Origin of the sequence: Paenibacillus sp. FSL F4-0236 (assembly GCF_038000135.1) — a bacterium.
Classification (GTDB): domain Bacteria; phylum Bacillota; class Bacilli; order Paenibacillales; family Paenibacillaceae; genus Paenibacillus_AQ.
The window spans coordinates 70,200-97,175 of record NZ_JBBOBK010000001.1 but is presented as its reverse complement, the minus strand read 5'-3'; the positions used below and the strand labels follow the sequence as shown (position 1 = coordinate 97,175).

General features: G+C 44.4%; 16 protein-coding genes and 1 riboswitch. Of the genes, 3 read left to right on the top strand and 13 right to left on the bottom strand.

Annotated features, from left to right (window positions below; genetic code table 11):
- Window positions 1-2: 2 nt before the first annotated feature.
- The 4 genes from NSQ29_RS00445 to NSQ29_RS00430 form a co-directional block, all read right to left on the bottom strand.
- Complete coding sequence (locus NSQ29_RS00445; protein ID WP_341124072.1) at window positions 3-7,523, bottom strand: S-layer homology domain-containing protein; 7,521 nt, start codon at window positions 7,521-7,523, stop codon at window positions 3-5.
- Window positions 7,524-7,978: 455 nt separating this feature from the next.
- On the bottom strand, window positions 7,979-8,989 hold the full coding sequence (locus tag NSQ29_RS00440) for a ketoacyl-ACP synthase III (protein WP_341124071.1): 1,011 nt from the start codon (window positions 8,987-8,989) through the stop codon (window positions 7,979-7,981).
- Window positions 8,990-9,121: 132 nt separating this feature from the next.
- Window positions 9,122-9,835, bottom strand: coding sequence for a hypothetical protein (locus NSQ29_RS00435; RefSeq protein ID WP_341124069.1), 714 nt, complete (start codon window positions 9,833-9,835; stop codon window positions 9,122-9,124).
- A gap of 477 nt (window positions 9,836-10,312) precedes the next feature.
- Window positions 10,313-11,710, bottom strand: coding sequence for an MATE family efflux transporter (locus tag NSQ29_RS00430; RefSeq protein ID WP_042191684.1), 1,398 nt, complete (start codon window positions 11,708-11,710; stop codon window positions 10,313-10,315).
- Between the two features lie 160 nt (window positions 11,711-11,870).
- On the opposite strand from NSQ29_RS00430, the gene NSQ29_RS00425 reads away from it, so the two are divergent.
- A complete protein-coding gene (locus NSQ29_RS00425) occupies window positions 11,871-12,752 on the top strand; it encodes a helix-turn-helix transcriptional regulator (RefSeq protein ID WP_341124068.1) in 882 nt (293 codons plus the stop codon).
- A gap of 68 nt (window positions 12,753-12,820) precedes the next feature.
- Here the strand turns inward: NSQ29_RS00425 and NSQ29_RS00420 are convergent, their stop codons facing one another.
- The 3 genes from NSQ29_RS00420 to NSQ29_RS00410 all read right to left on the bottom strand — a co-directional run bounded on the left by NSQ29_RS00420 (window position 12,821) and on the right by NSQ29_RS00410 (window position 16,281).
- Complete coding sequence (locus tag NSQ29_RS00420; RefSeq protein ID WP_445739149.1) at window positions 12,821-14,422, bottom strand: extracellular solute-binding protein; 1,602 nt, start codon at window positions 14,420-14,422, stop codon at window positions 12,821-12,823.
- Window positions 14,423-14,497: 75 nt separating this feature from the next.
- On the bottom strand, window positions 14,498-15,391 hold the full coding sequence (locus NSQ29_RS00415; protein ID WP_042191692.1) for a carbohydrate ABC transporter permease: 894 nt from the start codon (window positions 15,389-15,391) through the stop codon (window positions 14,498-14,500).
- Window positions 15,392-15,402: 11 nt separating this feature from the next.
- Window positions 15,403-16,281, bottom strand: coding sequence for an ABC transporter permease (locus tag NSQ29_RS00410; protein ID WP_143759548.1), 879 nt, complete (start codon window positions 16,279-16,281; stop codon window positions 15,403-15,405).
- A 500-nt stretch (window positions 16,282-16,781) separates the two neighbouring features.
- Here NSQ29_RS00410 and NSQ29_RS00405 point away from each other — a divergent pair, with 500 nt between their 5' ends.
- Both NSQ29_RS00405 and NSQ29_RS00400 read left to right on the top strand, forming a co-directional pair.
- Complete coding sequence (locus NSQ29_RS00405; RefSeq protein WP_341124067.1) at window positions 16,782-19,016, top strand: AraC family transcriptional regulator; 2,235 nt, start codon at window positions 16,782-16,784, stop codon at window positions 19,014-19,016.
- A gap of 237 nt (window positions 19,017-19,253) precedes the next feature.
- Window positions 19,254-20,948: an exosporium glycoprotein BclB-related protein gene (locus NSQ29_RS00400; RefSeq protein ID WP_341124066.1), complete on the top strand. Its 1,695-nt coding sequence runs from the start codon at window positions 19,254-19,256 to the stop codon at window positions 20,946-20,948.
- A 140-nt stretch (window positions 20,949-21,088) separates the two neighbouring features.
- Here NSQ29_RS00400 and NSQ29_RS00395 read toward each other — a convergent pair whose 3' ends face one another.
- From NSQ29_RS00395 to NSQ29_RS00370, 6 genes are all read right to left on the bottom strand, one after another.
- Window positions 21,089-22,201 carry a cysteine desulfurase family protein gene (locus tag NSQ29_RS00395; protein ID WP_341124065.1) on the bottom strand — a complete coding sequence of 371 codons (1,113 nt, stop codon included), beginning with the start codon at window positions 22,199-22,201 and terminating at the stop codon, window positions 21,089-21,091.
- 51 nt (window positions 22,202-22,252) lie between these two features.
- A complete protein-coding gene (gene mnmH, locus NSQ29_RS00390; RefSeq protein WP_341124064.1) occupies window positions 22,253-23,290 on the bottom strand; it encodes a tRNA 2-selenouridine(34) synthase MnmH in 1,038 nt (345 codons plus the stop codon).
- 57 nt (window positions 23,291-23,347) lie between these two features.
- Entirely contained in the window at window positions 23,348-24,406 is a 1,059-nt protein-coding gene (selD, locus tag NSQ29_RS00385) for a selenide, water dikinase SelD (protein WP_042191699.1), read from the bottom strand.
- 156 nt (window positions 24,407-24,562) lie between these two features.
- Window positions 24,563-25,390: an alpha/beta fold hydrolase gene (locus tag NSQ29_RS00380; RefSeq protein ID WP_081383015.1), complete on the bottom strand. Its 828-nt coding sequence runs from the start codon at window positions 25,388-25,390 to the stop codon at window positions 24,563-24,565.
- An 88-nt stretch (window positions 25,391-25,478) separates the two neighbouring features.
- A riboswitch (cyclic di-AMP (ydaO/yuaA leader) is annotated at window positions 25,479-25,663 on the bottom strand.
- A 221-nt stretch (window positions 25,664-25,884) separates the two neighbouring features.
- Window positions 25,885-26,058 (bottom strand): hypothetical protein, encoded by a 174-nt coding sequence (locus NSQ29_RS00375; protein WP_170880375.1) that lies wholly within the window; start codon window positions 26,056-26,058, stop codon window positions 25,885-25,887.
- Window positions 26,059-26,142: 84 nt separating this feature from the next.
- Complete coding sequence (locus NSQ29_RS00370) at window positions 26,143-26,937, bottom strand: Nif3-like dinuclear metal center hexameric protein (protein ID WP_341124062.1); 795 nt, start codon at window positions 26,935-26,937, stop codon at window positions 26,143-26,145.
- Window positions 26,938-26,976: the final 39 nt, after the last annotated feature.

Sequence of the window (26,976 nt, the reverse complement as noted above, 5' to 3'; positions counted from 1 at the left end):
TTTTAGAATTTCGCAAGTAGATTTGAAATACTTTGAGCTGCCTCGGCACGGGTTGTCATCGATTGCGGAAGGAAGTTACCATCCTGATGACCCGTCAGAAGCATAGCTTCTAGCGCACCTTGTACATAGGTTACTGCCCAAGAACTAACTTTAGAGCTGTCATTAGTCGCATGGAATGAGCTTGCTTCCGGCTTAACGCCCGTACGATATGCATAGGCTCTTACCAGCATAGCTGCCATTTCCTCACGGGTAATCTGTTGATTAGGGTCAAAACGATCCTCGGATACGCCTTGAATAATACCTGCTTCAAAGGTTGCATTGACCGCCTCTTCGTACCACGATCCAGCAGCTACATCTTGGAATGAAGTCGGACGATTCGCAGTTAAGGAAAGCGCTCTGCTGAGGAGAGCTGCATATTCTGCTCTTGTGATGGAACCCGATGGGTTAAACATAGAGTCAGATTGTCCCTTCACAATTTGTTTAGCAGATAGTTCCTGAATAGTCTTGTATGCCCAGTGACTTTCAGGTACATCTCGATAGCTGCTTTGGAACGAAAGAACAACGTATTGGCTAAAATGATTCAAATCTACGGTAAGACTGGTTTTGGATGGATTCATCGTCCCCCCTAGATAGGTAAAGCTGCCATTTTCCTCAATACGATAAATACCCGCTAGAGCTGGATTGGTTCCATTTAGAATCGGTAGTGTTATCTTCACGGGTACTGGGAATTGCTTCAGTGAATATTTATTACCAGACTCATCTGACATGATTAATGAGAAGTCCATGATGTCACTAACCCGTGAATACGGTGTAGTTATTGTAAGTTGATTCGATTGAATGGCTTCCATCTTCAAAAGTATTGTTGCTGTCTTCGCAGTTGATGGCAGAAGCTTACGAAGCTCGTTCAATACTTTGGAGGACATAATGGCACAAACCCCATTCACTTGAATCTCTAGATCCCTATTGCCGATCTGATCGAGTTGATCGATCGGAATCATAACTTGATTCTTATCCGCTTGAAGCTGCATGATGATGTTTCCTTCAGCACTCTTCGTTAAGAGTTCATCTGGGATAACAACCGCCCCTGCAGGCAGCTCCGGCTTCACCACCACTGGCGGCGTAACGCTTGATCCTGGGTTCCCCCCACCCGTTGGTGGTGTTGTCGAGGTATCATTTTCGCGCATAACAGCAATAGTGTAAATCTGTTTGGTTCCATCTTGAGCTGTCACAGTTACGGTGATCATATTAGTGCCGACATGTAAATCTCCACTGCCTGTTATCGATACAGTAGCCATAGGATCCGCTGCTGTATAGGTTACTCGCGTAACGGTTGTCGAGTAAGGTACAGTCAGTTCGTAGTTGTATTGCCCAGAGGCAAATCCACGAATCGTAGTTCCATTAACGCGAAGATCTACCAGATCTGCATTGCTTGAAGACTCCGCTTCAGGCTGACGCGTAATGATGATCGTATAAATATTTTGTAATCCGTCTTGAGCTGTCACGGTAACCTTCACGACGTTCCTACCAACCTCAAGGGCTCCACTACCCGTAATCTTAACTACGCTAGTCGGATCGTATGCCGTATAGGTAATATCCGTTACCGACGTACTATAGGGAACCATTACGTTATAGTTCAACGTACTAGGTGCAAAAGCTGGTAGAGTTTCCCCATTCATTCGTAGATCGGACAGCAGAATTTGGTTAGGTAAGGATTCTGACTCACGGATGACGATAATGGTATACACATTCGAGCTGCCGTCTGGAGCTTGGACATGCACTTCCACCAGATTCTCGCCTACTTGCAGAGATTTACCACCTATGACATGAACGCTTAGTAAAGGATCTGCTACCTTATAAGTGACCTCTGCGACCGAAACATTATTCGGTACACGAATCGCATAGTTCATTTGATCCGGTGTGAAGCCGATCAACGATTGACCGTTTACCTGAAGATCTACTAGTGTTGCCTGAGAGATCTGTACTTCTTTAGTTGCAGTGGTCAAATTCGGCATCGTTTCATGCCCTTTCACATCTGCAATCATCGCTTGCGTAATTTGTACAGCAGTAGCCTTTTCTTGTGGTGATACTCGTAGCTTAAGAATCGGAGCATCTGCTTGAATGCCATTCGTTGAGGTTAGAATGATTCTTGTCATTCCATTAACCGTCTCTTTGCGCACAATCTTAACGCCAGGTTGAGCCGGTTCAATCGATGAGAAGATGAGACTGCTGGAGTCTACATTCAAATCGATGGCTGTCAAATCTGAAGTCGCATTGTTGATTGATACTTCATAACCGTTAACCTTTTGTGTAGCAGCATCAACTAATTTTGTGAATCGCAAGTCCGCAGCACCCGATTGTTTCTGTTCGGTTTGAGGTATGAACATACCGTCAATGACATGAGAATCTCCAATGGATGGGTTCAGGCCAAGTGCAGTTAGAACTGTTGCAGCCAAGTCTCTTGTATTCCCACCTTGCAATAATTTTTCCTTCCCGTCTTCGGTGGCTACTGTTCTACCATTCGCCGCGAAGAAGATTGTGGTGGCAAGGGGCTCATCTTGCCCATGACTTGTTGCCATGCCCAAAGTTCCGTCTGCATTCTCTTTACCCCCACCATGGTCAGGCAGCATGAGGATGAGCGTGTCTTCCAACAAATGATTGTTCTTTAAAGCATCATAGATGGTCTGGATGTTCTTATCCGTCTTCTTTATTTGCTCATAATACGACTTCGTATAGAATCCATCACCATGGCCCGCCCCATCCATATCATCCAATTGGAAGAAAATTAACGAGGTATCTTTCGCTTTGCCGCTAGCAGCGTATTGCGTGAACGCCGCTACATCAGCTTCATCTCCTAGGGAATAACCTTCGACACCAACAGAAGGTTCAATATGCCCCTGAACGATGTTGCTCCAGGTGGAGAATACCGTTTGCTTAGTAGCAGGCAATGCCTCCCTAATTTTTTTAAATACCGTTGGGTAGTCCCATGATTCACTGTATGTGTAGGCTGCGGTATCGTCATTATATAGACCATGCTTTTCATAACCAACACCATTAATCATCGAACCCCAGTTTGGAGATGAGCTGGAAGGTAAAGTAGTTTTAGCCGTATAGCTAATAGCTCCATGCTCGATAATGTTCCGAATGGCTGGAATTTGCAGGCGATCACCTACCTTTTCTTTCTTGGAGCTAGGCGTCTCCCAATAAGGCGCATCCTTGGAGACCGCTACACCCCCACCATCAATCCCGATGACAACTACACGTTTATAGGGCTGGTATTGGGCTTGGGCTGCCATATCTGCCAGCTCTTCATCCGAAATGCCTTTCGCAAGTGAAAGGTCACCTATCGTAACATAACCATCTGCATTAAGATCTTCGGAAGCTTTAGCATGGATCTGAATAACGGCAGGCGCCGAATCAAATGCCTTAATCGTTAGTTTTGTTGATCCAGTATAGAAATCCGCATGCTTAACTTCAATGATGCCTTGGCCGGAAGCACCAAGCGTATTGAATTTGAGCTCCGAGATTCTGGACTTTGCATACTCCAGCGGATTCTCGATGTTATAGACATTACCTCCTGGTAGTTCTAGTCTAACGATACCAGGGATCGAAGCGTCTGTCTTCGTTGCGCGAGATGCGCTGACAAATTCGAACTGTTCTGGATCATAGGCTATCTCAACGACAGCTTTGTCCACTTTAGTCGTCATATCAGGTGTACGCAAATCTAGATTATATCGGAATTGCGTACCTTGAACCGTGTGCTTAGCTCCAATCAGATTTAATGAACCTGAAAAATCCTCAATGGAAGCAAGCGGTGGAGCACTGTTATACATATTAGAAACTTCCTGCGCGGTTAATGTTCTTCCATACATATGAAGCTCATCAAGCTGTACTTGCAGCGCATTGCTGTAATTGCCTGTACCATCATTTCCGATCATGGTTGACAATCCTGTATCCAGCGTACCCGTTCGACCTGCAATGGTCATGGTGCTTGCTATACCCTGATAGTTCGTGCCATTAACTTTGGTCACATTTACAGGAACACCATCTTTATAAAAATCAACTCGCCCTGAAGCACGATCATGCGATATGGCGATATGATGCCAGGTGCCATCTACAACATTTGGAATTTGGGCATCTGCACGCGATTCGCCGGATGTATTAAAGTTCCATTGGAGTGCACTTCCCTTCAGCGCTAAGGCATAACCTACATTTGCACCGGAATCCCAATTTTTGTTGGATAGAATCGCAGGGTCTCCTGAGACAGAAGGCGATTTAACCCAAAATGCGAACGAGAAGTTCTTGTCCTTACCGAATTGCAGACTTGTTGGCTTGCCAAGATCAACATATTGCAGCGCTGAGCTCTTGGAATCGATACTCAAGGCTTGTCCGACGCGACCTTTCACGAACTGTGGATCTTTAACCGGTGTTGCCGGTATAGCATTTACAGATTGATCCTCCAAATTATTCTCGAAGGACATCTGTAGAAGTGTATCCGCAGAGAGCACTGAGCTACCAGTAAAATCGATTTCACTCATACTGGTGAATAAAGCGGTTGGGTTATAGGTGCTCGTGACAACAAATTTCACATATCTACCTTGTATCGCTTTATCCAAAATATTGAAGTCTTGATAGCTCGTGCCTTTCCAGGTTTTCTGGAATGTGCCGATCGCTTTATTCGCCGGATTGCTCAAGTACGCCGGATCGGTCAAATCCGATAATTGATCCGAGGCGTAGAGTTCAAAATCCTTTGGAAATTCCAGAGCCGTCTGACTTAAGCGGCTAGTGCGCCCAATACCAGTTAAGTTCTTACTACCCTTCATGTCGATAATCACCCAATGTGGAAATGAGGCTGCAGGCTCCTGCCATTTGGAATGCCAAATCGTAGCGGTATCGTTATCTAGGATGTTCGCAGCATTGGCATTTTCATTGTCCGCATAAGAACTAAAGGAGTTGATAGTGAATGCGTTCTTAGGAATAAAGGAATATATTGCTGCCTGTTGTATTTTTTTATAGACCCACTGAAGCTCGACATAAGCAAGGTCAATTTCGGTTGGGCTATTACTTGCCGTCAGTTGTCTGGCTTTCTGAATTTGCTTCGCAAGCTCGTCTAGCTGTTCTTTCGGGTAAGATACACCACTGACTTTATCGCTGTTCTTTTGGAAGGATGCAGCGTCATGAATTAATGTGGTGAGCTGTTCAAAGGTAAAGAGCTGAACACCCTTATAGGAATCCGACAATGCTTTGTTTTCCGTAGCTGTGAGCGATCTCTTCCAGATTCTCAGATCATCTATGGTAATCGTTGCTCCGCCATTTCCTTTGTTGCCATCCACACCAATCAGCGTGTTAAAGGTTGTATCTACACTTTGAGTACCAAGCGAGGCAATACTCCCCGATGCCTTCTCCGTCCCATCTACATAAACTTTTGCTAAGTTTTTTGTTCTGTCCGCCGTAATGGTAAAGAGATGCCACTCCGTTCCTACACTTGATGCTGTAATATCCGCTCTTTTCGTTCCATCACTAATATTTAAGGTCATACCATTGGTGGAGGCAGGTCCAATATACCAACCTAGATTACCGCCACTATTCCAGTTTTTATTGGAAAGGATAGTCTGATCCCCGGAAAGATTGCCTTTGTGCCAGAAAGACACGGTGAAGCTTCCTGCTCCGAATTTCAAATCATCACGCTTGCCCAAATCAATATAATTACTATTACCCGCTGCAATGAGCGCAGCTTTATTGGATTTACCATCGACATACGTTACATTGCCTGCTAGACTTGCAAGCCCTGTCACGTCTTTAGCTTCATCGGATAGGTTACCATCCAATTTCATATCGACCACTAGATCCTTCCACATGGTCGATGGATCAATTGGCGTCAGTTCAGGTGCTTCATTGCCGGGTGTGAACGATTGCTCTAGCGTTGCAGAGCGATTCCCGTAGGCATCAACAGCTGTCACTTGAACAATGTATGAAGTTTGAGGCGCAAGTCCTTCGAGTGGAATATTCATTGCATTCGGAATCGGGGAAAAGTAATAGTCAGAGAATACATTCACAGATTTGCTGCTAACTCCGGATCTTTTATCGATGACATTGATTTCATAATGATGCATAGATTGATCATCTTTCGCTTGCTTAAAGGAAAGTAAAGGTACCGTATCCTGATTCGTTATGTCGAGCTCACTATTGAATACAGGAGCAACCTTATTACGGTTAGCCGTCGTGTACTTGAAATTGCTCTTAATAGCTTCATTCGTCGAGCCTTTTAGCTGAATGACCCACTTATCTCCAGCAACTGTACCCGCACTGTTGAATGGAGGCTGCGGCTCAGCCGTCCACTTACCGTCTGTGTAGATATCTCCAGGATCTGCGTTAAACGCAATCCGATCCACTTCAACCCGATCCGCATATACCTCAACGAAGTCGGCCTGACTGACAGGAAATTCAAAACGTCCTTCAAGTCCCTTCTTAGTCACTTGGGAGTAACCGCGATCGGATTCAATGTAAGACATGGAGCCAAGGTTAACTGAAGTGAAATCCTTCTGGTAAATGGAGCGATCATCACTAATATTCAGATGGGAATGTCCGGAGAAGGTAATCACTTGAGGATAGTCTTTGAGATCCGTATAAAGATTAGGATTCGATGCCTGTTGCCCATCCATTACCGTATTCGATATAGGTTGGTGCACATTCACGAAGATGGGGGTATTCTGATTCTTCGGATCAGCTGTAAGTTCTGCAAGTCTACCCTTTAGCCAATTACGCTGACCTGTATCTGAGTTGTAGTTGTTCCCGTTTAAAAATAAGAAATGATAGCCACCGATTTCAGATTCATAATAGCCATTCGGCTGGCTTGTGAACCAGTCCGTGGGATAATGTTCGTTGACTTTAGCAACGGTGGAATCGTGGTTACCTATAGCCATTCGGATCTGGGTGTTATTCCACTGCTTTCTAGCTAAATTTTGTTCAAAAATTTCGCGAACCATCACATGGTCATTAGGCTTGTCGTTCCCATTATCATTAATCATATCGCCAACGACGAGTATCGCATCCGGGTTCGGGAAAATCGACCCTATCGTATCAAAGAATTGGGTATAACGTGCATCTGCTGAAGCATGTGAGCCCACATGTACGTCTGACATCGCTACAAACTGGAGCAATGGCTTTTCTTTGGTCTTGATGATATAAGAGAAGGTTACTCCTTTACTTGCCACACCATTTTTGATCGCAATGGCTGACAAATTCGTTGTTTTGGAGATCGAGATCGGCCCGTTATATTTCAAACTATGAACATCCGGAAGCGTGCCGTCGAGTGTATAGTAAATGTCAGCATTCTGCGTTGCAGTTGTGAGGTGGATCGTCTGTGCTTCTTCATATCGGCCGGTGGGTACAGAAGTCGTTGGTCGATCTACAGATAGAATCTCAGATTCTTCAGCTGCAAACACAGGGGTGATATTCGGCATCGTAGAACAAATCACTGTGAGTGCCAGTAATAATGCAACAAATTTCCTACCTTTTCTGAACAAAATCATCTCTCCCAAGCATTATTTTATAGTTTTGAATCCCATGAAAACTCTCCATCAACAGATGAGCTAGCTACCCTTATCTCGGATATATTCGATAACTCCTCCTTTCTTCATCCCATTCAACCCATACTTTTTTTGGGTAGACTGGAGTCTGCTGTGTATATTGTAGGTATGGTTTATTTGCCTAGCATTAAATATCTGTAAAATTCAAAAGATGCATCCTAAGACTGTGATATGGGTCAAAACGCCTAACTCAATCCCAAAAGATGCCTAATAAATGAATAACATCTGCATATCATTAGCCGAATATGATCACAACAGTAGCCTAATACATGCATAATATATGCCAAAAAAATACTTTTAGTAATGAAACAAAAACGACCATCCCTCGGAAAAATACCGAGAAATGGTCGTTGCTTTAACAATGTTTTATTATTTATGTTTACCTGAACAACTCACAATAAAGTCGGCTCCCCTGCTTGCTCATCCAAGTTCAGCTCTACCAGTTGACCGGCCTGCGTCAGCCCCGCACCAAAGCCATACATCAGAATCTTGTGCCCGTTCTTTACTTTGCCTTCACGAATGCCCAAATCAAGAGCTAAGGGAATTGTTGCGGCAGAAGTATTGCCAAAATTCACAAGACTATGCAGCACTTGCTCCATCGGATAGTTCATACGCTCGCAAATCGGCTCAATCATTCTCATATTTGCGCTGTGTGGAATAAACCAATCGACTTGCTCCAGACCCACTTCTGCTTTTTCAAGCAGCTGCTGTACACCGAGAGGAACGGTTCTGACCGCCCAACGAAATACCTCGCGTCCGTTCTGTACGAGCATCTGTGTATCTACCAGTTCAATATTATTCACCGTATGGGCTAGACCCGTGCGATACACATGATGCGCGCCGCTGCCATCACTAGCTAGCTGAAAGCCTAAAAATCCCGTCGATTGCTTATCACTCTCCACAAGCACTGCACCGGCCCCATCACCAAAAAGGATACATGTACTGCGATCAGTATAATCTGTAATCTTGGAGATCGTATCCGCACCAATCACTAGAACCTTACGGTGCATCCCTGAAGCAACATAGCTATGAGCCGTATGAAGTGCATATACAAAACCCGCACAGGCTGCACTCAAATCCATAGCTCCAGCAGTCTGCGGAATATTTAAGCGATCTTGAATCAAAGAAGCTACTGAGGGAAAGGAAAAATCAGGTGTACTAGTAGCTACTAGGACCATATCCACATCCTCAACGCTTTTTCCATAACGTTTCATTAGATCCTGTACTGCGGCTACACATAAATCGCTTGTGTATTCATCCTGCCGACTAATTCTGCGTTCACGAATTCCAGTCCGCCCCACAATCCACTCATTATCAGTATCCACCATCTGCTCAAGATCGGCATTGGTCAGTCTTTTAGCCGGGACATAAGTTCCGATAGCTGTAATTTTTGCACCTGTCATTCCAATCACCTCTTCATTTAGTATCTGATATTAGTACTTGGTACTAATTATAACTCTACACCTGCTATAAAGTAAAGAAAGCCGGTAAAGCAGCATGGCTTCCCGGCACTATCAATACATATCTCGAATCACTTAAGCACGATTTACTTTACGGTGTTTTCTTTTTCTGACGAAAAATAGAATCGCAGCAATGATCACCACCACTAGGATGATTAACACAATCACTATATTCCATACATTTGGCACATAAAGCTGCATTTTGATCGGCTCCGTATCCCCCAGGGAAACATTCCAGGTAAGTGTTCTGCCTTCATCAACAACTGCATTATTATCACCAATTAGATCTATTGGCAACGTTAGTATAAAATCAAATGCCAAGTTTTTCAGCACCGCCCGAATAATCGGCTTTGATAAACTCAATGTCCCCATGTTATCCATAATGGTATCCATATAACTATTAAATTGAGGCTGTGCCTCAACATCATACGTGGTATATAACAAATTCTTTTTAGTAACGAGCTGTAGATCCACAATATCCAGCCCCATAGAGGTTGAACCTATATCCTCAAATGAAGCGTAATTTTTCTGGATTTCATAGACTGTAGACTTACCTTCTTGTCGTTTTTCTAGCTGAATCCCTTCCTCCTTCAGTTTGTCTGTCAGACTCTTCTCCATTTTATCGCTGATCAATGCTTCTGTTCGGGAATCCAATTTCACATTCATTGCTAAATCTACGCTTTGATTCTTATTCACCGTGACATGAACGGTGCCATTAGAACATCCCGATATTAGTATCATCATTAAGAGCAGTGTTAGGATCGTCAAGCCTTTCCATTTTAACGGCATTTTCCTCAAACCCTTCAGTAGTATGTATTCATAAAACAGGTACCTATGCTCTAAAGGCTAACTCATTTATATCATAGAATCAAATTCTATATGAATGAATAATCAAATTTCAGAACCATCAAACTTAAATTTTATACTCGCACAAAAAAGAGGCTAACCCTTAAGTAATTATTTACTCATGGGTAGCCTCTCTCCAAAAACATCCCCCAACACCCACAGCTCGGTGGGCGATTGCGCAGCAGATGGGGATTGGTGCTGGGCGCACTTAGGGTGCTCAGTGGTGCTTGGAATGCTTGATGTTTGTTGTCGCTCGATGTTACTTGCAGTTCTCAAACTTTCTATTGGACTCGAGAGTCGCTATTTTCGAAAAAACGGCTCTTTTGGGCAACTATCGGACCCCAGAGACACTATTGCTATTGGTGCAAAAAGACATCATTACACTCCATTGCCCACCATGGTCGGCTTATAGAGTCCCGCTCATATAGTTAACGAAGTACTTCTTTTCCCGGCTCCATGTAGTGAGGCATTCCCTTCACTCAAACCGATATCCGCCTGACGGATAACTTTCCTCCCTCTCCAGCGCATTAGAACAAGCATCCCCCGCACAAATTCATCAGCAATCATACAGCAGTAGATCCCTGTGAGCCCCCAGCCTAAGCTGATTCCAAACCAGTAAGAACATCCCACTCCAATAATGGACATAGACACGATGGAAGTATACATCGTATAACGGGTATCGCCGATGGCGTTCAGCGCATTACCCATGCCCATATTCAACATTTTGCAAGGTTGCAGTAGGAGATTTAGGGCCAGTAGGGAAATCCCAATCGCAATAATCCGCGGGTCGGAAGTAAAATAACCTAGTAGATTCCTACCGAAAAGAAATAGCAGTAACATGTTCGCTGATACAATAGCCAAGCCGATATACAGCGTGCGATATGCACTACGATAAGCCTCTTTCAGCTTCCCCGCCCCGAACAAATGCGCGATCTGTATCTGTCCAGCCAGCGCGATTGCATACCCTAACGTGAAGCAAAAGGACTCTAAGGTATTGAGATAAGTCCGTGCGGCTAACGCTTCAGCCCCCAGTGCGGCTAGAAAGGAATAGACAATCAACTGCGAGAACACCCAGCAGGAAGAATTAATCCCTAGAGGCCAAGCAATCCTTATAATTTCCTTGAATAGCTTGCCGTTGAATATACGGAAGTCCCTAAGTCTAATCTTAATCTCGAAGGAACCTCTAAACATGGTATACAGCATGATCACACCGACCAGTCTACTGATAATACTTGAGATTGCGATTCCCGCAAGCCCTAGCTGTGGCAGACCGAACATCCCGAATATAAAGGTATAGTTCAGAATAATGTGAATGACATTTATGATGACCCCTGTGTACATTGGTCCTCTGGTGTTCCCTGTATTACGAATCGCTGTTCCAAGGGAAGCAATCATCCCCACCAAAAACAGACCGCCACCGACATACGAGATATAGATATTGGACAGTGATAATAGCTCAGGCGATATATTTAGAATCCCCGCTATTGGACCCGCATAGAAGAACAGGATGATACTCACGACAATACCAAGAATGAGACTAACCGATACGCCCATAATTGCAATCGTACGTGCTTCGCTGAATCGTTTTGAACCCATTCTTTGCGCGATTAGGATCCCCGCCCCGCCCGCAAAGGTGGTAAAAAGTGTGGTCAACGCACCGAACAATTGATTTGAAATGCCGACTACGGCGACTGCATCGTCTGAAATACGGCTGACCATGAGTGTATCTACCGTACCTAGCAGGGTCTGAAGAAACACCTCTATAAATATAGGCCAAGCCAATACCCATAGTCCAAAGCCCTGTCTTTCTTTTTTCACTAAATAAACCTCCCCTTAAACCAAACATGCATACTGGACCTATGAAACAGCATATTTTTTCTTTAGGTCAGACTAAATTATAGATGATATACTTTTGGTGATGGTACAGATTTCAAACCAATAATTTCATTATTTCAACCTCATAAAAGGAGATCTCTCCATGAACATTATTAATTTCACCGTCCCGCCAATGCCCTATTATATCGTAAGTGGATTGCACACCTTCTCACCAGGGCATTACCACATGAGCCGCCACAATATCAAGGTATTTGACTTACTTGTAGTCAAGCAGGGCTGCCTATATATGAATGAAGGAGGTCTTACCTTTCAGGTACGTGCAGGTCAGGCACTGCTTCTTCGTCCAGATAGCCATCATTTTAGTACGGACAGCTGCAAGGAACACACCTCTTATTATTGGCTGCATTTTCAGACAGTGGGCGATTGGAATATCTCCGAGGCTACGGCTACAGCACCAGAGACAGAACACAACAGAGTGGAGCATCCTCTTCATTCAGACGAATTTAATATACGCACTTTTACCTTACAGCTGCCCCAATATACCTCTCTGCTGCAACCGTCCAAGATGGAAGAACTGCTCTCGCAGCTGAATCAACTAGCGCCTAATTCCCATTTGAGCGATACTCCATTTCAGCAGCAGCTGCTATTCCAAGAGGTTCTCCAGCAATTATCTGCCTCTCTGCGCCATGAGCGTCCCTCTCCCTCCAAAATATGTGCAGAGCAAGCTGCCTCCTACTTGCGTAGTCATTTCCGTGAGCGTATCACAGCACAGCAGCTAGGGGAGAACCTGAACTTTCATCCTGTATATATCGCTCGTTGCATGAAAAAGGAATACGGCTGTGCACCTATGGATTACCTGCTGCACTACCGAATTCAGCAGAGTAAGCTATTGCTGATGCAGACCAGTTACACGATTGCCCGGATCGCCGAGGAGGTCGGCTTCAATCAAGCGCCTTACTTCAGCTCCAGTTTCGTCCGCATTGAGGGAACCACTCCGCGGGAATTCCGCCAGCGCTTCTCGTAGTCTCCTAAAATACAAAAAAGGGATGCTCCCCGCCTTTATGGCTTAAGGAACATCCCTTGCTCTTTTTATTACAGACCCTTCTCCTGTACATAAGCATTCCATTGCTTGATATATTCCGCCTGAATTTTCTCAAGGCCGGCTTGCTTAGCCTTCTCCATAAAAGTAGCTAGACCCGCATCAACATCCTCTACCAATCCGGCTTGCAGCGGATACAGGTATTGCTTTTCTACCTGTTCCAACGCCGCTTTTTCAGCCTGATAAGAGGTGTAATCTTCTGCAAATCCTGTGAAGATATCCGGCTTCTGAATCTTATCAAGCTCAGCGAAAATCTCTTTGACGCCATCATAGGATTTGTCGAATAACATAAATTCCGGGTTCCGCCATGCCCAGCCGTTCATCCCTTCACGAGTGAAGCCGTTCGTAGAAGCATCTCCAATAAGCTCATAATAGCCGTTTGCATCAACCTTATAATTTTTTCCCTCAACACCGTATTGTGTCAGCTGGTTATAACGTTTATCCAAAACCATCTTCTCATAAAAGGCTAATGCACGTTCCGGGTTCTTGCTGCCCTTCGGAATAGCAAATCCATTATGAATAGGATGCACCGGTGTTGCGTAACCGATCGTTTTACCATAAGGATAGTAACCCAACTCCCAATCTGGATGAGCTGCTTTAACTTTCATCAGCGTATCGTTGAAGCGAGTCGGGTTATCACCAAAGATGGATGCCGCTTTACCCGCAATAACCGGAGCCTGAAGAGTGTCCTTCACGTTCAATACATTTTTGGAGATTAGGCCTTTTTCCTGCCAACGTCTCATGGTCAGCAGTTCTTCTTTATGTTCCTCCGAGCCCCAGTAAAGATAAGCCTTCGAAGGATCGCTGTACTTGATTCCGATACCATAAGGCAGCGGACTTCCGACCATCGCGGTAAGTGTAGTGTAGACATCATGCAGATTGCCCCTCACATCACTGTTAAAGGATGCCGGCGACATCTTCGGTTCATTCTTCTTGATCCCTTCCATATAAGCCTCATAGCTGGCCAAGTCTGTTGGCTCAGGCAGATTGTATTTCTTACGTAGATCCTCACGCCATACGAAACCGTTAGTTACATATTCCTTATAGGTCGCAGGCACAGTGTAAATCTTGCCATCAATCTTAACTGCATCCCACATATCCTGCGGTACAAATTGCTGGAGCGCTGGAGCAGCCGTCGGCAGCAAATCATCTATAGCCAAAAAAGCTCCTTTTTTAGCATAAGCTTGATACTGTGTCCAATCCGCAGTAAAAATCAAATCAATCGATTGTCCAGAAGATAGTAGCAATTTGTACTTCTGATCCCAGTCTGTCCAAGTTGTATAGTTGAATTTAACGGTTGCATTCAGATCTTCTTCAGCCATCTTGTTAATTTGCGATTCAATACTTGAAAGATCTTTCGGAGCATCGCCCAGCATATAAAACTGCAGCTCGACCTTCTTCGATGTATCCAGCCCCGACTTCTCCTCAGTCTCAGCATTGGTGCTCTGAGCCGTATTCCCGCCGCTATTACTCTCTTTTACCGCTGCATTTTCCCCGTTCGTGGAACTAGAATTCCCCCCACAGCCTGCCAGTAGAGCCAAGCTCAGTACTGACGTGAGCAGAATAGACATGCTTTTGCCCCGTAGCTTATTCATCTGAATCCTCCCTTTTCACTATGCTTCTATGTTAGCCGACTTTACCTAAACCCGGGTAGGGGTAAGGTTACGGTTCTAACCTTTTACAGCTCCGATGGTCAACCCTTTGACGAAGTAACGCTGAACGAATGGATACAGAAATAGAATTGGTCCAGTCACAACAATCGCCATGGCCATTTTGGTAGACTCAGCAGGGACTTCTGTAGCCAGAGACACCCCAGTTCCAGCGCCCATCTGTGCAATGAACTGCGCTGAATTGATAACATTGTACAGATAGAACTGCAGTTGATATTTATGGGTATCATTAATAAACAGTGAAGATGTGAACCAGTCATTCCAGTAATACAATGCAAGGAACAATCCGACTGTAGCAATCCCTGGCATGGAGAGCTTGAGGACGATCTGCCAGTAGATTCTGAAATCACCGGCCCCATCGATTTTCCCAGAATCAAATAGCTCCTCAGGGACTGCTGATTTAACGAAATTCTTCATTAAAATAATTAAGAACGGTGTCATCAGGCCTGGTAGCACCAATACAGCATAGGAATCCAGCAGACCGAGGTATTTAGTAATCATGATGTACCAAGGAACAAGTCCTCCACCAAACAAGGTCGTAAAGTATATATAGAAGGAAAAGGTATTGCGGTATTTGAAATCCTTGCGGGCCAGCACATAACCAGCCATCGTCATGAAGAAGAGTCCTAATGTCGTTCCCACTACAGTGGTGACGATGGTGACCGTGTAAGCACGCAGTACTTCATCCGGGAAAATGAACACCGTCTTGTAGCCTTCAAGAGAGAACTGCCCCGGAATCAGATGATAGCCATCCCGGATAATAGATTCATTGCTGGTTAATGATGCGGATATAATTAGCAGAAAGGGCAGCAGGCAAGCAACCGACAGTCCAATGATGACCACATAGGCGATTGCATGAAGCATCCGTGTATATTTATCCTTTTGAATTTTCATTTCTTGTCCTCCTAGAACAGGGCGTAGTCATCATTTATTTTGCGAATAATATAGTTAACCGTCATGATGAGGACAAAACCGAACAAGGACTGATAGACCCCGGCAGCAGTAGCCATGCCCACATCAAACGTTACTTTAAGCGAGCGATAGACGTAGGTATCGAGAATATCCGTCGTATTATAGAGAAGCCCGTTGTTTCCTATTAATTGATAGAACAGATCAAACTGCCCTTTCATAATACTTCCGAGCGCAAAGAGCAGCAGCACCACAAAGGTTGATTTCAGCATTGGCACTGTAATATACCAAATCCGCTGAAAAATATTAGCGCCATCGATCTTAGCCGCTTCATAATATTCATCGCTGATCCCCGTAATCGCTGCTAGATAGATAACCATGCTATAACCGAGATTCTTCCATAGATAGAAGATAATAATCAGAAAAATCCAAGCCCAGGGTTTGCTGTAAACGTCCACCGGATCAAGCCCAAATTGTGTAAGCATTGTATTTAAGAAACCGCTGTCATAATTGAACAGGTTGTAGACAATAACACTTAGAATGACGAAGGATACGAAATATGGTAGAAACATTATCGATTGGCTAATCTTTTTAAACCATTTCCCATTCAGTTCACTTAAGAGAATCGCACAAGCAATCGCCAGCACATTCCCAAGTACAATAAAAGCGATGTTGTAACCTATCGTGTTCATCGTCAGCTTCACCAGTGTGCCGGATCTCCAAAGAAACTCGAAATTCTGCAAGCCGACGAACTTGGAATTAAACATACTGCTGTTGAAGTCAAATTGAGTGAACGCATAATAGATACCTACCATTGGAAAATAAGAATTCACTAAGAAAAAGATCAAGGTGGGCAGCAGCATCAGAAACATCATCCGATTGTGTATCAGTTCATAAATAAATCCCTTCTTCTTTCTTGTCGTCCGTAAGCGTGCTCTTCCATCGGCCTGGATGCCAAGTTCGACGGTTGAGATTCCTTTGGATGAGGTTTGGCTCAAGGTCTCTCACTCCCTTTAATGTAGAAACTGCATAATTCCACTATAGGGTGGTTCTTTTGAACACAGAAGTGAAGCTTCATAGCTTTCCTGCACAAACTGGAGAAATCGCTGTTGAACAATAAGGATGTTTATGAAGAAACGATGAATAGTGTTAATGCCAGTGTACATAGGGGAATGCACTCGAATATCCCGAAAATAATGATGATAAGTGCACAAATATTTATTTTCTTCACAGCTATATATTGGTAAAATACAACATTCTAGTGTTACTCCACTGTTCTGTTCACTCTAGGGCAATTATAATAAGAGGACTTCATATCTAGAGTTCATCCAGAGCCTTATCCAATAAGCCGCATATATTTCGGGGGAGGGCTATTATGAAGAATAATGATATACGGAGAAAAAGACTGCTGTATGGCAAGCTGCTAACAACGATTACACTATGTATTTCGTTAACTCTTCTGGTCTCTACAATCGTGTACTATACATACTACATCGGCGTCGAAAAGACTCAGACCTTCCGTTCCGATCTAAAAGATCTAACTCAGACTGGCAAAAAAGTAGTCAACATGGCTGAAGTAGCTCAAACGCTTTCATTTCAGCTGTACAGGACCTCCACTATTTCCCATCTGTTGTTCTACAACAAACCTTCCATTTACGAGGTTACGGCTGCAATGTCGGATCTCGGAAACTATCTGAACTCCATGCCATACATTGAATCCATCTATGTTTATAATCCAAATAATGACACTATATATATCTCAGCGGCGCAAGGGCAGAATGGTGTGTACTCCACAGGAGAGTTAGAGGACACTGAAATCATACAGATGTTGAATCATTATCAGGATTACAAAACATTCACTCCGATCCCACGCACCTATTCCATCGGCGAACCCAAATCAGAAGCTATCGCTGTCTATACTTATCTCTGCTATGATGCGATCAACTGGGACCGTGCCATCAATTCTGCAGTTATTGTTAATATATCAGCAGCTTGGATAAACAAGGAGTTGGCTAACAGTAATACCGCCGGTAGTGGTAATACTTATCTTCTTGATGACCAAGATCGGTTTCTATCGGGGAACAAGCTGACATTGGAGAAGCTCTCGGGGGATGAAAGCAGTTGGATAGAGAATAAAGTTAAAGCCCGCTCCGCAGGTTATTTCACAGCTCCTTTTAAAGGCCAGAAATCATTAGTGTCCTATACTTCACCAGATTCTCTTGGTTGGCAGTATGTTCGCATTACTCCATATAATGTGATCACAGAACAGACCAACCAAATCCGTAATACAACACTACTGATTTCTTTGATTATTTTAATATTCGGACTTATCATTTCTAGAATGCTATCCAAACACCTCTACCTTCCTATTGATTCCATTGTAAGCCGAATGAATAGCCTTGAAGCTGACAAGCGCAACAGTATGTTTACGATTAGACAGAATTCTTTACGTAATCTTGTTCTCGGTATTAAATCACCCCACAGCAGCCGGCCAAGTGATTTGGAGCAGCTGAGTATTGCCTTCGGCTTAAACGAGAGTTATCGGCTAGTATTGCTGCGTATTGATGAATACAATACCCTGCGACAAGAGCGAGGTGCTTATCTACTAGCATACAAGTTCGCGATCATGAATATCGCTTCGGAAATTTGCGGTCAGACTTATCAAGTGGAAAGCGTAGATATGAACGATGATAGTGTTGTTATGCTGCTTAGCAGTATGACGTCCACTGAACATCTCGATTCGGAATTAATCGAAGTGTTGCTAAGGCAAATACGTGTGGCTTGCTGCGATTATCTGAAAATAGGATTATCGCTAGTGTACAGTCCCGTTAGTGATAATCAAGATCGATTGAACCGCCTATATAACCAGGCCAAAGAAGCTTCTAAACATAGACTTTTTTATGGGCATGGCTGCCTAATCAACGCGGAGAAGATTAACGAATTGCAGAATAACCTATACTCTTACCCTGCGGATAACGAGAAAAAGCTGGTCGATGCCCTCACCAGTGGTAGAACAGACGAAGCCCGTAGCCATTTCTCTGACATCGTGCGCGAATTGGACCAATACCCCTACCATGTACTAGAACTAACGCTATCCAGGGTGACGCTAACGATTAAGAGAATCATCGATAATATCAAAAAGCTCAGCTCTACATCTGTGGAAGATATCCTCAAGATACCTTCACTTGAGAATTACGAGACGATGAAGGAGCTTGAAGAAGCTTTTTACCAACTCTTCGATGATATTCAGGAATTACAGGTCGATAAACGTAGCTCTAAGCAAAGTGATCTGATCCGTCAAATTAACCAAAAAATCAATCAATCTTACACGGACCCCAGCCTGGGCCTGAACCAGATTGCTGATGAGCTTAACCTGTCACCTATATATGTCAGCCGTCTTTATAAGCAGCAAACAATGACAGCTATTGTGGATGTCATCATGGATGTACGAATGCAGGAAGTATGTCGCCTCTTGAAAGAGAGCGATCTGTCCGTATCGGATATTGCTGAAATGACCGGTTTCACGAGCAGTTCTTATCTCCATCGGATGTTCAAACGCAACTTCAGCATCACGCCGATGGAATACAGGCGTTCTAATACTCGTTCATAAAACTGAAGGCTGAGTGAGAATGCGAACGGAGTACAGATCAATAACACTACTAAACTACTCTATCAAAAAGGCAGGCTACTGTATTAGCGGTGGCTTGCCTTTTTGATGTGGGTTCATGTGCATCGACTTCCAGCGTGATTACTGTAACAACTCAAGCTTCTCAGAATATGCTGATTGGGCAGGTTCCCAATTTTTAAAGGTATGAAAAGGAGAAGCTCAAGGAGGAGATACAGAAACATGTCGGATCATTATCATAGACCATTCAAAGGTGACGCTATCCTAAACAAACAAGGAAGAATAAGCAGTCCTGTTAGAAAAAGAGAGTGTGCTGCACTATTAAAAATAGTCACAGAGCTTGCTACAGTGGTCCCCCCCGCACTTACGAATCCCACTACACTTCATATTTCCAATCTTCAAAGAGTGTTAAGAGAGCTCATGGAATTCTTGCATGAGGCTAGGATATGCAGCCCTTTTAGAACGGAGCTTCTTTCTGTAGTAGAAATAACCATTGTATCTTCTGAAGTCAGTCCCTTCTCCGTCGTGAGCGTGAGTACTAATCTTCAACAGCTGTTAGCCGAGTTACTATCTTTTATTCTAGCTACGAAGATTGACCCTCATTGCAAAGATCAGTTGGTAATTCAAATCAGACATATTCAAGCTTCTATTACACAAGCGCTTGGCTTACCTATTAAAGGTGCGACGGGGCCACAAGGTCCTCAGGGACCCCAAGGACCTCAAGGATCTCAGGGTCCTCAAGGAGCCACTGGTGCAGGGCTGCAAGGTATTGTAGTCTTTAATCCGGCACAAAGCCCATTGTATCCAGCGGGTCAAGTAGTAACCTTTAATGGCAGCACTTATATAGCTACTGTTGCTGGACCCAAAGGAACTCCAGGTAGTTCATTAGATTATTTACTAATTGCTGGTGGAGCAACAGGTGCGACTGGTCCGCAAGGACCTCAAGGGGCGCAGGGTCTTCAGGGTCCTCAAGGTCTTCAAGGTCTTCAAGGTCTTCAAGGTCTTCAAGGTCCTCAAGGTCCTCAAGGTCCTCAAGGTCCTCAAGGAGAATATGGTGTTGGCGGGACAGGCGCGACGGGTGCGACTGGGGCGCAAGGTATACAGGGACCTCCAGGTCCTGGAGCAGGGGCAACTGGAGCGACAGGCGCGACAGGTACTGCCGGGCTGGCTGGCGCAACGGGCGCTACAGGTACAGCTGGAATTGCTGGACCGACAGGCGCGACAGGTACTGCCGGGCTTGCTGGACCGACGGGTGCGACAGGTACTGCCGGGCTTGCTGGAGCTACGGGGGTTACGGGTACTGCTGGACTTGCTGGACCGACGGGGGCTACGGGTACTGCCGGGCTTGCTGGACCGACGGGGGCTACCGGAGTTACAGGAGTTACTGGGGCAACCGGTGATGGCGCAATCATTCCACTGGCATCTGGTGGACCAATTATTATGACCACGGTTTTAGGTGGTTTGGTGGGAACAACAAGCCTTATAGGCTTCGGAAGTTCAGCCACAGGCATTTCTCTTGTTGGTGGAAATATAGATTTGACAGGTACTGTTCTTGGACCTCTTATCAACTTTGCAATGTCCGTTCCTCGTTCAGGAGTGATAACATCTATTGCTGCATACTTCAGTAATACCATTGCTTTATCGCTTCTTGGTACTACGATAAATGTAACAGCGCAATTGTACCAATCGGCCACACCAAATAACACATTTACTCCTATTCCAGGTGCAATAGTACCACTTCCATCTATCACTGGTACTATTAATTTAGGAACTTTTGTCAGCGGAATTACGAATGGTATCAATTTTGCTGTGACACCGCAGACACGTCTACTTATGGTATTCTCAGCCACTGCTACAGGTCTTACCCTTGTAAATACAGTCACTGGTTATGCAAGTGCAGGCTTTACTATTGTATAATCACTAACACAAACAAAAGCATCTGCCCTCCCCACTAAAGGAGTAACAGATGCTTTTGTTATAATATTCGATTAAAATTTCTTAATCTTTCGATCCGGAGAGACGCTATTGAGCAAACTTAGCTATCCCTGGCAATCCACTCACAACAAAAACTCTTTCAGCTTACCGCTAACCTCATCGATCTCCGCTTTAGTCGTATACCGTCCCACACTAAAACGAACCGCTCCCTGCCCAATACTTGCTGAGACATTCATTGCCTTTAGAACAGGTGAAATCAATGTTTCTCCAGAATGACAAGCTGAGCCTGTTGAGGCAGCCACATCTTCCAGCGAAGCAATCACTTCGTGACCCACCGCTCCAAGAAAACTAACGTTAAGCGTGTTGGGCAATCGCTTATGCCTATGACCATTCAGGTGAATTCTGTCGCCAAATGCCTTCTGCAATCTATCGTAGAAATAATCCGCTACTTCTTTCACACGCTCTCTGGATGCAGAGTCCGAAGCAAGCTCACAGGCTTTTCCTAATCCAATAATATAAGGGGTGTTTTCCGTTCCGGCACGTCTCCCCTGCTCATGCCCTGCTCCGTGAATTAATGGCTCGATGTGAATGCTCTCTCGGATGTACAATGCTCCAATCCCTTTTGGCGCATATAATTTATGGCCTGCCAGCGTTAGAAAATCCACCCCTAACTCAGCCACATCAAGCTCTACTTTTCCAGCGGACTGCGAAGCATCGGTATGTACAAGGACACCCCATTCATGGCAGACCTCAGCTATTTCTTTGATCGGCTGAATCGTGCCCGTTTCGTTATTAGAGTGCATAATGGAGACTAGTATAGTTTGGTCTGTAAGCTGATTTTTCACATCATCTACCTGCACCATTCCATACGCGTCAACAGGTACATAAGTAATCGTGTAGCCCAACTGCTCCAGATACTGACACGGTTTAATTACCGCAGGATGCTCCACAGCAGACACAATAATGTGATTGCCTTTATGTCGATACGTTTGGGCGACGCCCTTGATGACGGTATTATTCGACTCGCTGCCCCCGCTTGTAAAAAGCACCTCACCCGGCGTACAATTCAGGAAATTAGCCACCTGTGTTCTTGCTCGCTCGATTCCGACTTTAGCTTTTTGTCCCAAAGAATGACTGCTTGAAGGATTGCCAAAATGACCATAAAGATAAGGAATCATAACCTCTGCTACTTCCTTATCTACAGGTGTTGTAGCGTTATAGTCTAAATAGATCATTTGTTAAGCCGAGCCTCCTCTAAACCCCTCATACTTTACGGTACATAAAGCTTATACCTTCTGATTACTTAAAAAAGAGATTACCGCAGCCTCAGCTTCATCCAAATTGTTCACCTTAAAGGTAACTCTCTCAATGCCTTCATACTGAGTAGACGTATAATCGTATTTAGGATCATAGTAGTATTCTAACAGCAGCGCAACAGCCTCTCCGAACATATCAGCTTGCAAGCAACGCTCGATTTCCGTCGCAATGGGGATATGAATTCGCGATTTGATACTTCGAAATGCTGAAATGCACTGTTCTTTATATTCTTCTGGTCGATAATCCTCAAGGATTTGCTGCACTCTGGCTTGTAGTGGCATCTCAATCCAAATTTGTGTTCCAATCTCCTTCTGCTCGGCCATGAATGGGGGCATTACGACCTTCCCAATCTTTTTGCTCTCCGCTTCAAACAGTACATAAGGAGCATCCCCAAGCTTAATTAATTCCTCCATAAGAAGACTATCGAACGTTTTTTGATTGTTTGCATGAAGTCCGATCTCGCCAAAGATAGAACCGCGGTGACCTGCCATTCCTTCCAAATCCAAAACAGGATAGCTCTGTGCCTTCAGGCGGTGCAGCAGGTTTGTTTTACCTGTACCCGTATTTCCATGAATGACATAAGGCTTCGCCTTGAATTCATAGGACTCCAGTTCATCGAGTACCCATTTACGGTAAGCTTTATAGCCGCCAATCAATCGGTAAGCGTGAATATCCATTAAAGAAAGTACGGTCGCAGTTGTACGGCTGCGCATACCTCCCCTCCAGCAGAATACAGCCTTGTCCCCTTGAATCGCAGCAAATTCTTTGACAAAGGAAGGTAGCTTCGCAGCAGCAATCTCCAAACCGCGTTCTTTCGCAGCCTGCACACTTGTCTGTTTATACAACGTACCTACTTCAGCCCGTTCCTCATCATCAAAAAAGGGAATATTCAAGCTATCCGGCAGCGTTGCATCTTTATATTCAGAAGGAGATCGAACGTCGATAACGGTGATCTGCTTCTTATTCTTTAACACTCTTAGTTCTTCCAATGTAATATCCTGAAACAATGCGCTCTCTCCTCTGGTGGCTAACTTCTTAGGTCGCCTCTAAGCTGAACTCCAGCGTTATTGCGCAGCTATAACTGCAATCTGACCCGGATGTTCTTCCGTTACCTCTCCGATCAATGCTGCTTCTACACCTGCATCTACTAACTCTTTTAGCAAATCCTCACTTTGTTCAGGAGCAACAGAGATCAGCAATCCACCGGAAGTCACAGCATCACACAGAATATAGCGGCTTAATTGGTCCATCTCTTCCGGATAAAGAATACTGCCCTCCAAATGGGCAAAGTTATTCTTAGTGCCGCCTGGAACAAAGCCCTGCTCCGCGAGCTCTCTTACTCTTGGCAGCATCGGTACATCGCCTTGACGAATAATCAGTCCGTGATTGCTCCCCTTTGCCATTTCCGAGGCATGTCCAAGCAACCCGAATCCGGTAACATCTGTACAAGCATGTACATCATAGGGCTCCATGATTTCAGCCGCTTTTTTATTCAGTGTAGACATGACTGTCGTAAGGCGTGTAGTTTCTTCTGGGGATAGCTGATCCTTTTTAATAGAAGTCGTTAAGATGCCCACACCGATAGGTTTGGTCAAAATCAGCTTGTCTCCTACCTGCGCACCTGCATTCGTTCTTACTTTGTCCGGATGCACAAGGCCCGTAACGGCCAATCCAAATTTAGGCTCTTTATCGTCGATGGAATGTCCGCCCACAAGCGTTGCTCCTGCTTCCTGCACTTTATCTGCTGCACCGCGCAAAATGTCACCGAGAATGCTTTTGTCCAGAACAGAAATAGGGAAGGCCACAATATTAAGCACCGTAAGCGGCTTACCGCCCATAGCATAAATATCACTTAACGCATTAGCTGCTGCAATTTGCCCAAAGGAATAAGGGTCGTCCACGATCGGCGTGAAAAAATCAACAGTTTGCACTAACGCCAGATCATCACTTAATCGATATACCCCAGCGTCATCACTGGTATCCAGACCCACAAGTAGATCCGGATTAGGAACGGTTGGTGGTAGACTGCGAATAACCTGCATGAGATCGGCGGGACCGATTTTGCAGCCGCAGCCCCCTTTTGAAGATAATGAGGTCAATTTTATGGTTTCGGCTTGAGACATCATGACTCAGCTCCTTTAGATAGTTAGTATCGAATAACTTTAATCTTACATCAGTAGACAGCATTGTACAAAATACAGACATACAGAAGAACGCCCCGTAGCCAGTACATACTCCCCGGCTATGGGACGCCTCTCATTTCTCACTTACCATTAAGATTAACTAATCTGCTGAGTTTCCTGCTGTTTCTCCAAAAACCGCTGAAGTATAGCATTAAATTTCTCCGGCTGACACAGATTACTAGGATCTAATGCGTTAGGGATAATCACTAACTGAGCATGTGGCAGCTGAGACACCATATCCTTCATACAATTAACTCCAAATTCACTAAAGTCACCTACAATACATAAGGCGGGACGCTTAAAAGACTTTAAGCATCTAGTGTAATCCACATGGCTCGTAGCCAGCCTTTGCCGATACAATTCCCTTGGACGTTTATCGAGAAGTCCTCTTCTAATCTCGTTATAAGCCAGATTCCAGCGTTCCCGGTACATCATACGAATCGAAGGCAGTACAAGCTCACTTGGAGCGTAATACATTAACCAGCTACAATAAGCAGCCATAAGCTGGATTTTACCGATTATCGTTGACGCCTGACTTCTACAAAAGCTATCCGCGACAACAATCGCTTTTACTCGCTCTGGATATTGTTTCGCAATATGCTGAACGACGAGCCCCCCATAGGCACTCCCAACAAAAACAGCCTCACGAATACCCAAATCATTTAATAGCATTATTATATCTAGACATTGGGTTTCAATAATCTCGTTTGGGGCCTGCAGTAATTCACCTGATTTGCCATTCCCCCGTAAATCACACAGAATCACTTTATATTTATCAGAAAAATACTCTAATTGTGGCTTGAACATACTATGTGTTAATCCATGTCCATGGATAAACACAACCGGAGTCCCTGTTCCATTGATTTCGTAATAGAGCGAAGTTCCATTCAGTTTAGCAATAGGCAAAGTTAACACCTCTTTCATAGATAGGTTCTACAACTATATCTGCTTTTTAACGCAGCAAAAAACCACAGAGGGATTCTCTGTGGCTATTCATCATCAAATACGCCATTCATCCTCTCTCCATACGCTTACGAGGTTAGCTGTCGGATTCGGGCAGTGAGAGTTGCCCTACCTGCATGGATGCATTTATGCACCTGGAACAGGATTCACCCCATAACTAGTACCGATTGTTACACTGGTTCCCAGTTGTTGGTTCCCCCGCTTTCCTTAACGGAAATTAAGCGGACTTCTTATGTAATTGTCAGTTATGTGATGAATCATACTCCGTGTAAGGTTTCTTGTAAAGTTGAGCCGTGGGCAAAATAATGTTGAAAGCCATGCTTTTCATTTCATATTGAGCATACACTTCGTTTTCTCTTTCTTTTACTCTTGTTTACTCAATATATCTAAAAAAAGCCGAGCGGCCATCAGAGATCAATCCCTGAACCACTCGGCTTCGTTATACAATCATATGGCTACAACAGATCGGCGTTTTTCAATGCATGCTCCCAGCTCGGAAAAAAGAACAGCGCACTTCTCATAAGATCAGGATCGCTTTGCTTCACTTGTTTTTTGCTGATCGAGCTTCCATCAGTTTGAAGCTTTTTGATACGACTTAACACTTCATCAGCCTCCAAAGGAATTTCCATTGAAGCACTCCTTTCTCAGTGACCTGGTTTCCAATCATTTTCTCCATAATATGCAAATTTATTCTTCATTTCGGTTTATACGAATTAAACCAGCTGATAGACCGGTTGTTCAGCAATAAAATAAGTGGGAATCATTGGGTATTTATGTGCCAGAACTTCAGCTAAATATTTCATTCCTGGAGCTTCACTTTCCGCATGACCTAACATAATCAGCGCTTTTGATCTGCCTTGGTGGACAGCATCCCTCACATATTCTGGAGTTTCCCATTCGGGGCCCTCGCCAGCAATAATTAAATCAAGATTGTGCTGATTAAAAAGAGGAATAGCCATCGTCCCACCTCCTCTGTAACCTACTAATATCCCCACATGTCTGCATATCTGGGATAGGTCTCCGGCAGCACGTACATAGGAGATGCCTAGCTTTCTTTTTATATACAGAGCCGCTTCACTTACCGTCATAGCTGGAATCGATAGGATTGTAGCAGTGGATTGCTGCTCAACCACATAGGCTGACCATTCAAGCTCTCGTAGCAAGCCCACCATGATCCCATCCGGTTGATGCCGATGCCAATAATCATGATAACGAAATATAGCCAGTTCAGAACGCTCAATCAAACTCCGTTTCGCGCGATATACAGGGTCATCCTCTAACCACTTGTTCGTCTCATGATGACTGTAAAACACACCTTCATGTGTGATCATCAAATTGGCGTTCATAGCAATCGTTCGTCCCACAACATATTGCGTAGCGCAAAATGCCGTAACCATCCCTGTAATCACCATTTCCGGATTCCCCGGCTTAAGAGTATCCACAGTCCCATCTATCTGTTCCATGGCTCCTATTAAATCTTCCAGAATCCTTCTAATTGTCACGCTCACTTTAATCCGCCCTTTGAGATCTATTCTACCAATCTATCA

What these genes read in the sequence shown, in the direction of transcription:
- NSQ29_RS00440 (WP_341124071.1), bottom strand. Translation starts at nt 8,989, where the DNA reads ATGACAGGTGCAAAAATTACAGCTATCGGAACTTATGTCCCGGCTAAA.
- NSQ29_RS00435 (WP_341124069.1), bottom strand. Translation starts at nt 9,835, where the DNA reads ATGCCGTTAAAATGGAAAGGCTTGACGATCCTAACACTGCTCTTAATG.
- NSQ29_RS00425 (WP_341124068.1), top strand. Translation starts at nt 11,871, where the DNA reads ATGAACATTATTAATTTCACCGTCCCGCCAATGCCCTATTATATCGTA.
- NSQ29_RS00420 (WP_445739149.1), bottom strand. Translation starts at nt 14,422, where the DNA reads ATGAATAAGCTACGGGGCAAAAGCATGTCTATTCTGCTCACGTCAGTA.
- NSQ29_RS00415 (WP_042191692.1), bottom strand. Translation starts at nt 15,391, where the DNA reads ATGAAAATTCAAAAGGATAAATATACACGGATGCTTCATGCAATCGCC.
- NSQ29_RS00410 (WP_143759548.1), bottom strand. Translation starts at nt 16,281, where the DNA reads ATGATGTTTCTGATGCTGCTGCCCACCTTGATCTTTTTCTTAGTGAAT.
- NSQ29_RS00405 (WP_341124067.1), top strand. Translation starts at nt 16,782, where the DNA reads ATGAAGAATAATGATATACGGAGAAAAAGACTGCTGTATGGCAAGCTG.
- NSQ29_RS00400 (WP_341124066.1), top strand. Translation starts at nt 19,254, where the DNA reads ATGTCGGATCATTATCATAGACCATTCAAAGGTGACGCTATCCTAAAC.
- NSQ29_RS00395 (WP_341124065.1), bottom strand. Translation starts at nt 22,201, where the DNA reads ATGATCTATTTAGACTATAACGCTACAACACCTGTAGATAAGGAAGTA.
- selD (WP_042191699.1), bottom strand. Translation starts at nt 24,406, where the DNA reads ATGTCTCAAGCCGAAACCATAAAATTGACCTCATTATCTTCAAAAGGG.
- NSQ29_RS00380 (WP_081383015.1), bottom strand. Translation starts at nt 25,390, where the DNA reads ATGAAAGAGGTGTTAACTTTGCCTATTGCTAAACTGAATGGAACTTCG.
- NSQ29_RS00375 (WP_170880375.1), bottom strand. Translation starts at nt 26,058, where the DNA reads ATGGAAATTCCTTTGGAGGCTGATGAAGTGTTAAGTCGTATCAAAAAG.